At 40.1% G+C, this 10155-nt stretch carries 13 protein-coding genes; 1 reads left to right on the top strand and 12 read right to left on the bottom strand.

What is annotated here, in order from left to right; genetic code table 11:
• Positions 1–390: 390 nt before the first annotated feature.
• On the bottom strand, positions 391–1269 hold the full coding sequence (locus tag NLW78_RS14220; protein ID WP_254497819.1) for a nucleotidyltransferase-like protein: 879 nt from the start codon (positions 1267–1269) through the stop codon (positions 391–393).
• A 126-nt stretch (positions 1270–1395) separates the two neighbouring features.
• Between NLW78_RS14220 and NLW78_RS14215 the strand changes: the two genes are divergently transcribed.
• Positions 1396–1791: a YgzB family protein gene (locus NLW78_RS14215; protein ID WP_254497818.1), complete on the top strand. Its 396-nt coding sequence runs from the start codon at positions 1396–1398 to the stop codon at positions 1789–1791.
• A 94-nt stretch (positions 1792–1885) separates the two neighbouring features.
• On the opposite strand, the gene perR is transcribed toward NLW78_RS14215, so the two are convergent.
• From perR to NLW78_RS14160, 11 genes are all read right to left on the bottom strand, one after another.
• Positions 1886–2326 (bottom strand): peroxide-responsive transcriptional repressor PerR, encoded by a 441-nt coding sequence (gene perR, locus NLW78_RS14210; protein WP_302328576.1) that lies wholly within the window; start codon positions 2324–2326, stop codon positions 1886–1888.
• A 128-nt stretch (positions 2327–2454) separates the two neighbouring features.
• Positions 2455–3012 (bottom strand): cob(I)yrinic acid a,c-diamide adenosyltransferase, encoded by a 558-nt coding sequence (locus NLW78_RS14205; RefSeq protein ID WP_254497816.1) that lies wholly within the window; start codon positions 3010–3012, stop codon positions 2455–2457.
• Position 3013: 1 nt separating this feature from the next.
• On the bottom strand, positions 3014–3964 hold the full coding sequence (locus NLW78_RS14200) for a D-2-hydroxyacid dehydrogenase (protein WP_254497815.1): 951 nt from the start codon (positions 3962–3964) through the stop codon (positions 3014–3016).
• 109 nt (positions 3965–4073) lie between these two features.
• Positions 4074–4544 (bottom strand): thioredoxin-dependent thiol peroxidase, encoded by a 471-nt coding sequence (bcp, locus tag NLW78_RS14195; RefSeq protein ID WP_254497814.1) that lies wholly within the window; start codon positions 4542–4544, stop codon positions 4074–4076.
• Positions 4545–4606: 62 nt separating this feature from the next.
• Positions 4607–5053, bottom strand: coding sequence for a potassium channel family protein (locus tag NLW78_RS14190; protein ID WP_254497813.1), 447 nt, complete (start codon positions 5051–5053; stop codon positions 4607–4609).
• Positions 5054–5163: 110 nt separating this feature from the next.
• Positions 5164–5943: a tryptophan synthase subunit alpha gene (trpA, locus tag NLW78_RS14185; protein WP_254497812.1), complete on the bottom strand. Its 780-nt coding sequence runs from the start codon at positions 5941–5943 to the stop codon at positions 5164–5166.
• A complete protein-coding gene (gene trpB / locus NLW78_RS14180; protein ID WP_254497811.1) occupies positions 5936–7141 on the bottom strand; it encodes a tryptophan synthase subunit beta in 1206 nt (401 codons plus the stop codon). Before trpB ends, trpA begins: the two co-directional genes overlap by 8 nt.
• Positions 7138–7755, bottom strand: a complete 618-nt coding sequence (locus NLW78_RS14175) for a phosphoribosylanthranilate isomerase (RefSeq protein ID WP_254497810.1) — start codon at positions 7753–7755, stop codon at positions 7138–7140. The genes trpB and NLW78_RS14175 overlap by 4 nt, the downstream gene beginning before the upstream one ends.
• Positions 7752–8546, bottom strand: a complete 795-nt coding sequence (gene trpC, locus NLW78_RS14170) for an indole-3-glycerol phosphate synthase TrpC (RefSeq protein WP_254497809.1) — start codon at positions 8544–8546, stop codon at positions 7752–7754. Before trpC ends, NLW78_RS14175 begins: the two co-directional genes overlap by 4 nt.
• Positions 8543–9568, bottom strand: coding sequence for an anthranilate phosphoribosyltransferase (gene trpD / locus NLW78_RS14165; protein ID WP_254497808.1), 1026 nt, complete (start codon positions 9566–9568; stop codon positions 8543–8545). The genes trpC and trpD overlap by 4 nt, the downstream gene beginning before the upstream one ends.
• Positions 9552–10154: an anthranilate synthase component II gene (locus NLW78_RS14160; protein WP_254497807.1), complete on the bottom strand. Its 603-nt coding sequence runs from the start codon at positions 10152–10154 to the stop codon at positions 9552–9554. Before NLW78_RS14160 ends, trpD begins: the two co-directional genes overlap by 17 nt.
• Position 10155: the final 1 nt, after the last annotated feature.

Genomic DNA, 10155 nt, shown 5'->3' with positions numbered 1-10155 from the left:
GCCGCCAGCGTTCGTCCTGAGCCAGGATCAAACTCTCCATAAAAGTTGGAAAACTTGGTCTCTAGCTAAATAATAAAAAATCGAAATTGACATTACTGGTCGTTTTGTTCAGTTTTCAAGGTTCGAAATGAATCGAAATAAGTTGTTTGTCGCTTCAAAATGGCGACTTTATAAATATAACATTTTCGATTTGTTTCGTCAACAACTTTTTTTGAAATTCTTTTTTGTTGTTGCGTTGTTTTGTTTGTCGTTTTTGACGACGGATATAAATATAACACGGTTATTTTCCGTCGTCAATATAAAATCCCAAAAAAATAATACTCCTTATGTTCAGGAGTAATTTCATTACCCATTTATCATTATGCAATAGGCTTCCTAACTGTTACACATTTATGCAGTCGGTTGTGCAACTTTGTATTGTCTATGGTAAACGTTTTTCCCTTTTGTTTCAACAGGAACTACTTCTACGATATTCTTTTCCGTTAAGTATTCTAATAGTGCTGCTAAGTCCAGTGCGTATGGTGCTACCTCTGGATGTAGTTTTAAATCACCAATGGTCCACGGCTCTTTTTCGGTTTGCATCACTTCTAATAAATGTCCTGAACATCTTGGTGCCCGTGTATTAATCGTAAACTCTGTCGCGAGCAACATTAACTCAACCCGCTTTTGGATCGGTTCATTACTTTCTATTAGTTCCTGATATAACTTATAAATTTCTGGTGCGATTGATTTCACCTGTCTCCACACAGTCACTTCAGGATGGAACCCTTTCTCAATAACAGACAGTCTCGCTAAATAATGTAGAGAACGAACAACTTGACTGTACGCATCTAAATAATGCTCGGATTGAAACAAGTCTTTACACTCTCGGTATGAACGAATCAGTTTGGCAAATTCCATGACTTTCCGTAACTCGCGGTTTTCTTCCGGGAATGAATGGAGTTTGTCTTTTAAGCTTTCGACATATTCATTGCGGTCGAATACAATCCGTCCATTTAATATCCATTCAAATACTTTCCGGTAACCACTTGTCTTAATCCACTCATTTAACAATGATTCATCAACAATGTGCATTGCCGCTGTTTTATTCTCAAATTCATAGTGTTTCATAAACCATGGGTCTTTCGCTTCTTTTACAATAATGAAGAGAATGACATCAAAATTATCGGTAACCGGGCTAATTGGTTTCTGTTTTTCTACAATTAGGATCCCTAACGTATTCGGATGACTGGCCCTCTCTTGATAAATTGGTCTTAGCAAATCTTCCATATGTATGCCCCCAAATTTAGATTAAACAATAAGTTCTACATCCACACGAAAAATCCTTTTTATGAAAGACTGTTTACTAGAAATTATGCTATACTTCAATTGTTACATATATAAAGGAGGATCTTCATGAGTAATGTGAAATATAAAAACAAAATTAATAAGATACGATCATTTGCGTTAATTTTAATCTTTGCCGGAATGATCTTAATGTATATTGGGTTGTTTTTCAAAGATGTTAGTTGGGTTTTAGTTCCTCTTATGATTTTAGGTATTATTTCGATACTATTGAGTACCGTCATTTATACGTGGATTGGGTTGTTATCGACAAAGACGATTAACATCACCTGTCCAACTTGTGAGAAACCTACAAAGATGCTCGGCCGGGTTGATGCTTGTATGCACTGTAATCAACCTTTAACGACAGATCAAAGTCTTGAAGGTAAAGAATTTGATGAAAAGTACAATTCCAAAAAATATCAAAAGCAATCTAACGATAAAACAAATGCACAAGAAAGTAAATAAGTATTTCAAAAAAAGCACCTCTTTTTTCGCGTAAAGCGAAGAAAAGGTGTTTTTTTCTGTTCATAAAAAAACTGGCAGCCCTTGGACAACCAGTTTAATGTGTGCTTTGTTGACATTGTTTGCACGTCCCGTATACTTCCATACGATGGTGACTCACTTCGAACCCAGTCACTTGTTCAGCCAATGATTCTACTTCATCTAAGCTCGGGTAATGAAAATCAACGATCTTCCCACATGTTTCACAAATAATATGGTAGTGCTCTGATGTATTGCAATCAAACCGGCTTGATGAATCACCGTACGTTAGCTCACGGACGAGACCAATTTCACGGAATACACGTAAATTGTTATAGACCGTTGCTACACTCATGTTCGGGAATTTTCCTTCAAGTGCTTTGTATATATCATCAGCTGTAGGGTGGTTCATCGAATGAATTAAATATTCTAGTACCGCATGACGTTGTGGTGTGATACGTACACCAGATTCTCTTAATGTAGTCAACGCTTGTTTTAACCGACCTTCTGACACCGTCATGCACCTCACTTTCGAACATATTTATAAGTAAACAACATTATTACTTTATAACGTTTATAAATAGTGTACCGTTTAAAATTTATGTTTGTCAATGATTCACATATTATTACCCATTAATTATTACCTATTTATATGTCTGCTAAAAGGGGGCGTTCTTCTCCTCCGCATACATGGTTTACATACCTTGCTGCAACGAAGAGAAAATCGGATAAACGATTTAAGTACGCAACTACAAACTCATTCGGTACTTCTTCTTCAATCGACACAGCAATCCGTTCCGCTCTTCTTGCGACTGTCCTAGCTACATGTAAAGCTGCCGATCCTTGGTGGCCTGATGGGAGAATGAAGTTCGTTAAAGGAGGTAAAACTTCATCCCACTTATCGATCCAGCTTTCTAATTCTTCAATATGGTCTTTTTTAAGCTTCCATTTCACTTCTTTGCCTGCCGGGGTAGCAAGCTCTGCACCTACATGGAATAAGATCGTTTGCACTTTATGCATAATCGCAAAAAACGCATCTTTCTCTTCCCACTGTTCATGTTGTAGATGGCTAAGGGCTAACCCTATCATGGAGTTTGCTTCATCACAGGTGCCATATGCTTCTACCCTATTATCATTTTTGGCAACTCTACTCCCATATATAAGTGATGTTGTTCCTTTATCCCCTGAACGTGTATAAATGCGCATCTTAATACCCCCTTTTTGGATCAACGATGTTTATGAAATCTGTTTCCCCTTTTATATATGTATTTAAGTTGTCCTTAAATATGTCAAATGCCCGCGGTTGATATTGTGGTGAAATACCAGATAAATGGGGGGTGACCGTTACATTATCCATATCCCAAAACGGATGGTCCCCATCTAACGGTTCTTGTTCAAACACATCTAAAACTGCATGATGAATTTTTTTCTGTTGTAACGCTTGTAACAGGGCTTCTTCATCGACTGTCGTTCCTCTCCCCATGTTCAAAAAAACGGCGTCTTCCTTCATCGTTTCGAAGTGTTCTTTCCCAATCCATTTATACGTTTCGGGTGTGCTTGGTAGTACTCCGATAACAAAGTCTGCTTCAGGTAAATAAGAAAGGATATCCTTACTCGTACCTACTTCATCGAAATGAGGGGTCCTTTTTCCACTTTTGGAAATCCCAATTGTTTTCATTCGAAACGCTTTCCCGAGGCGGGCCGCCTCCTGCCCAATCGCACCTGTTCCGAGGACGAGCATTGTTTTTCCGCTAATTTCCGTCATTTGCACTTTTCGGTCCCAAATGTGCTGCTGTTCATGGGCGATTAACTGTTTGCTTTGTCTACATACCTGCAACAGCATCGCAATGGCATATTCCGCCATCGGTATACTATGGATGCCCCGGGCATTTGTAACGAGGATTCCTTTTTCCTCTATTGCTTCAAACGGCATTTGATCAAGGCCGGCGGAAATCACCATAATCCACTTTAATTGCTTCGCTTGTTCTATATGCTTATTCGTTAAATCTTCTCCATATGTAATTAACACTTCCGCTTCAGGTAAATAGCTTTCTGCCTCATCAATGTTCGGACAAAATTGAAAGCGAATGTTCGGATAGGATTTCGTTACATGTTCTCGAATCTTGCTTTTTACTTTACATGATGTTAACACTAACATTTGTTTTTCCCCCATTTTTATACTTTTCTACTTAATGTTAGGATACTTGATTTGTTCGAAAATTTCCAAAACATTATCAAACAAAAAAGCGCCCAAGCAGAGCGCCTTCTTATGACAATTGTTCTTTTATGTACGTTAATGCTTCTTCTACATGGCCTTTCACACGAACCTTGCGCCATTCCTGCGCCACTTTTCCTTCTTTATCAATGACAAATGTAGAACGTTCAAGCCCCATGTATTCTTTTCCGAAAGTCTTTTTTAACTTCCATACATGATAGAGTTCTGCTACTTTATGATCCTCATCTGCTAAAAGTAAAAAAGGAAGGTTATGCTTCTTAATAAATTTGTGATGTCGTTCAATTGGATCAGGACTTATGCCTAAAATAACGGTGTCAACATCGTTAAAGCTTTCGTACCGGTCACGGAAGTCACACGCTTCAATAGTACATCCTAGTGTCATATCTCTCGGGTAAAAAAATAGCACAACATGCTTTCCACGGTAATCGGAAAGCTTCACAGACTCAGCATTACTAGCCGGCAGTTCAAAGTCTGGCGCAACGTGTCCTACTTCAATAGTCATCTGATTATCCCCTTCTATTCCTTATTATAAGGGTAGCTAAAGGGTGGCCACTTTTCAATGATTTAGTAATCGTAGTTGCGATATGTCTTCCTCTCATCCCCTGCTTCATTCTGACGAGATTGAAGATAAAAAGCATGAACAACGAAGGCTGCTGGTAAAATATAGCCCATTAATGCTTCTGCTAAGGCAATCCACTTCCCTATACCAAGCGGGGTAATGTCCCCATACCCTACCGTAAGAAGGGTTACCCCACTGAAATAAATGGCATGTCCTAACCGTTCCAACTGGGAATTCCCTTGTAAATATCCTTCAGTTAGGATCGGTATTCCTAATTGGGATAGTAAAAAATATATTAAACCAAAGCCAATCGTCACCGTAATATAAATGAGCATTAACCCATAAAAATGCTCAGCGGAAAAACTGTTACGGGCTTGTTCACTTTTACGGAAGTAATCATGTACACTTTTTATCATAATAACGAGAGTTAACAATAACACGATGTAGAGCACGGCATCACCTCATAACGATTATGAGAACTTGTATAACTTTATGCACGTAAGACGTACTTCATGTAAAAAAGACTTAGCAACCAATTCCTAGTTGCTAAGTCTTTCATTTGTTACGCTTCTTTTGCCGCTTGTATTAATGCAGCAATTTCTGCTTGTTGTCCTTTTTCCCATAGATCAATAATTTTACTCCCGACGATGACACCGTCACATTTACTACCAAGCTCTTTTACATGATCAGGTGTAGAAATACCGAACCCTGCTAGTACTGGAACAGAGCTGAACTGTTTAATTTTGTTTAAATGGGCTTCTAAATTGTTATGAAATTGGGAGCGAGCACCTGTTGTACCTTTAATCGTTACGGCATAAAGAAATCCTTCCGATTGTTCCGCAATTTTTTGAATTCGCTCTACTGGACTTGTTAATGTTACAAGCTGAATTAAAGCTAATTCGTTTTCTTTAACGGCCGCTTGCACGAGATCAACTTGTTCAATGGGTAAGTCAGGCATAATAAGACCACTTACACCAGCTTCTTTTGCATCTTGGGCAAATGCAGCGATTCCGTATTTATAAACCGGGTTTAAATAAGTCATTAATACAATCGGTACCGTAATGTTGTCTTTATTGTCTTTAAGGAACTGTAGAACATCTCGTAATGTCGTTCCGTTTTTCAATGCACGGATGCCTGCATCTTGAATCGTCGGTCCGTCTGCGACAGGGTCTGAGAATGGAATCCCTAGTTCGACAACGGTTGCTCCACTTTCTTGTAGGAATTGCAGCTTTTCTAATAATGAATCTAAACCACCGTCACCTGCCATAATGTATGGGACAAACGCCTTTTCCCCGGCAGCTTCTACTTGTTGGAATGCCTGCTCTAATACTTGTTTACTCATCCCCGTTACCTCCTAATGCAGCTTTAATCGTTTCAACATCTTTATCGCCACGACCAGATAAACAAACAACGATGGATTTATCTGGTGACATTTCTTTTGCCAGCTTCGCTGCATAGGCAATGGCATGGGAGCTTTCTAATGCCGGAATAATCCCTTCCGTACGGCATAACAATTGAAACCCTTCTAATGCCTCATCGTCGGTAATGGACGTATATTTTACCCGGTCAATTTCTTTTAAGTAGCTATGTTCTGGTCCTACACCAGGATAGTCGAGACCTGCTGAAATCGAATGTGCTTCTTGAATTTGTCCCTCTTCATCTTGGAGCAAGTACATCATTGCGCCATGCAAGACGCCAACAGAACCTTTCGTTAATGATGCTGCATGCTTATCTGTGTTCAATCCGGAACCTGCTGCTTCAACACCGTACATTTCTACCTCTTTATCGTTTACGAACGGATGGAACATTCCCATCGCATTACTACCGCCACCGATACAAGCAACAACAGCATCAGGTAAACGGTTTTCGAATTCTTTAAATTGTTCTTTCGTTTCTTTTCCAATCACACTTTGGAAGTCACGCACCATTTTCGGGAAGGGATGTGGCCCAAGAACAGATCCGATAATGTAGTGAGTGTCGTCTACATTTGCAACCCAGTAGCGTAACGCTTCATTTACCGCGTCTTTTAACGTCGCACTTCCTTGTTCAACACCGACTACTTTTGCCCCAAGTAACTCCATACGGAATACGTTAAGCTTTTGACGTTTAATGTCTTCAGCACCCATGAAGATGACACATTCTAAATTAAGTAATGCACATACTGTAGCTGTCGCCACACCGTGCTGACCTGCACCTGTTTCAGCAACGATTTTGTTTTTCCCCATGCGTACAGCTAATAAAGCTTGCCCGATTGTGTTATTGATTTTATGGGCACCTGTATGGTTCAAATCTTCACGTTTCAAGTAAATTTTCGCACCCTTTAATTGAGTTGTTAAGTTTTCCGCAAAGTATAACGGGTTTTCCCGGCCAATGTACTGTTTTAAATAGTAGTTCAGATGACGATGGAACTCTTCGTCCTTTAACGCATCTTCATAAGCTGCTTCTAATTCAATTGACGCCTGCATTAACGTTTCGGGAATGTATCGGCCTCCATAAATACCATACTGACCATTTTGATCTGGTTGGTTGTACGTCGTCATTTTGCACTCTCCTCTTTTTTCGCTCGTTTTATAAACGTTTCGATTTTAGCAATATCCTTAACTCCGTCTGTCTCGACTCCGCTTGATACGTCGACAATGGCAGGTTCTACTTCTTCAATGGCAGCTTCTACGTTTTCAGGCTTTAACCCACCTGCGACAATGACTTTCTCTTTTACAATGTCTACTTCCTTTACCATTTGCCAATTGAAGGTCAAACCGCTTCCACCGCGATACTTACCACCTGGACTATCGAATAAATAGTAATCTACATTATAGTTCGCCGCTGTTTCGACGTCTTTTTCCTCTTTAATTGGAAAGGATTTAATCACAGGAACAGATGCTAGCTGACAAAACTCTGGGCTCTCATCCCCGTGAAGCTGTGCATAATCTAACCCTACTTCTCGAATCGTATCTTCCAGCTCTTCAATTGACGGATTGACGAACACCCCAACCTTCATCACAGAAGATGGGATATGCTCGGCTATTTGCTTCGCTCGTTCGACGGTGATTTTCCGTTTACTTTCTGCGAAAACAAAACCAATGAAGTCTGCCCCTGCTTCTACTGTCGCTTTCGCGGTTGCTTCATCTTGAATACCGCATATTTTTACTTTCATTTCACTTCACCTACTAATGATACGCGTAATCGCTGGACCGCTTCTTCCGTGTTTCCTTCTCGCATCAGAGTTTCACCTACTAAGATCCCTTTTGCGCCGACAGCTGCGACCCGCTTGGCGTCTTCTTCAGTTTTGAAGCCACTTTCGCTAATAAATAATACATCGTTCGGAATATCTTTCGCTAATGCTTCCGTAACAGATAAACTAGTTTCAAAGGTTTTTAAGTTTCGGTTATTAATTCCGATAATGTTCGCGTTTAAATCTAGTGCAATTTGTAACTCTTCTTCGTTGTGTACTTCTACTAGTACTTCTAATCCGAGGCTGGTTGCATAGTCATAGAGCTCTTTCAGCTTTTCTTTTGATAATGCAGCAACAATTAATAGTATAACATCTGCTCCGTAATGATGAGCTCTGTTAATTTGGACAGGGTCAATCATGAAATCTTTACAAAGGATGGGAACATCGACTACTTTACGTACTTTTGCTAAGTCCTCCATCGTACCTTTAAAGAAAGGGGTGTCCGTTAAGACGGATACCGCCCCAGCTCCGTAACGGACATATTTTTCTGTTTGTTCCACTGGGTCAACATCAGAATTAATGATTCCCTTAGACGGTGATGCCCTTTTCATTTCCGCAATAATGTTCATTCGGTCACTATAGTAAAAGGATTGAAACAATGAGCGAACATGGCGGTCACCTGTTGGCGTCTCATTATACGTACCTTGTTCCTTTAGTTCAATGACTTCTTTTTCCTTTTCTGCGAGAATTTTGTTTAAAATGGTCACGTTCATACAACCTCTTTTCGCTTTTTCTGACTATATTCTACTAAATAATTCAATTTTTGTAAGGCTGCACCACTTTCTACACTTTCACGGGCAAGGTCAACACCTTCACGCAATGTTGCCGCCTTCCCTTGAGCATATAAGCCGAGGCCGGCATTGAAAAGAACTGTATCTAAGTGGGGACCTTTTTCTCCCGCTAAGACAGCTTTTAAGATTTCAGCATTTTCCTTTGAATCACCGCCACGAATATCTTCTAACGGATAGGATGTTAACCCAACGTCTTCTGGATGAATCGTAAATGGCGTAATTTCACCGTCCTCCAGGAGTGCGGCGTGATTTTCCCCTGCTAATGATGCTTCATCCATATAGCCGGCACCATTAATGACAACAGCCCGCTTCCGTCCGACACGTTCTAATGCAGAAGCCATCATTTCAATGCGGTCACGTTTATAAATTCCGAGCAACTGTGCGTCTAAATCAACTGGATTTGTTAAAGGCCCAATTAAATTAAAGATCGTTGGCACTTTTAATTCTTTACGTACTTTCATGATGCGTTTTAAGTTCGGATGAACGTGAGGAGCGAACAAAAAGGCAATACCATTATCCTCTAGCAATTGTTCAACCTCACCAACTGTGAAGTCTAAAGAAACGCCTAACGTTTCCAGTACATCTGCACTTCCTGTTTTACTTGATACGCTTCGGTTCCCGTGTTTTGCCACCGTTACTCCTGCACCTGCAATTACAAAGGCGGATGTCGTACTAATGTTAAAGCTTTGAGAACCATCTCCACCTGTACCACAGTTATCCATCACACCAGGAAACGTTTTGTTAAAACGGAGTGCGTGCGCCCTTAACACTTCCACTAGACCGGCGATTTCGTCTGGTGTTTCCCCTTTCGTCTTCAACGTCATTAAAAACGCTGCAATTTCACTGTCAGTAATGTCTTCAGCAAATAACAAACGGCTTGCATCTACCATTTCATCTTTTGTTAAGTTTTCGTTGTTGGACAGTTTATTAAGATACGTTTTCATTTTGGTGATACCCCTTTCCTAACGTTTTTAAAAAGTTCCCTAACATGATCTTCCCTAAATCCGTTCCAATCGATTCTGGGTGAAATTGAAGTCCGTAAACAGGAAATTCTTTATGTTGAATGGCCATAATTTCATTATCATCTGACGATGTAGCGGTCGTTTCAAATTCGAATGGTAATGAATCTTTCTCAATAATGAGTGAGTGATAGCGCATCACTTCAGCGAGCTGTTCAACATCAGCAAAAACACCTTGCCCATTATGGGTAAGCTCTGACGTTTTGCCGTGCTTAATTTGGTCGGCTTCTATGATGTTTCCACCGAACGCGGCACCAATTGCTTGGTGACCGAGGCAAATGCCGAGAATTGGATATGTTTTGTGTAACGACTGTATGACATCAATACAAACGCCGGCGTTTTCCGGTCTGCCTGGTCCTGGTGAAAGAACGATCGCATCAGGATTCAGTGTCTTTATTTCGTCTACTGTTATTTCGTCATTTCGCTTCACGATGATGTCCGCTCCTAGTTCCCCGATATATTGATACAAATTAAACGTAAACGAGTCGTAGTTATCAATTAATAAAATCATT

The organism is Salirhabdus salicampi, assembly GCF_024259515.1.
GTDB classification, from domain to species: Bacteria; Bacillota; Bacilli; order Bacillales; family Alkalibacillaceae; genus Salirhabdus_A; species Salirhabdus_A salicampi.
The sequence above is the reverse complement of the archived record's forward strand: the minus strand, read 5'-3'. Positions and strand labels throughout refer to the sequence as shown.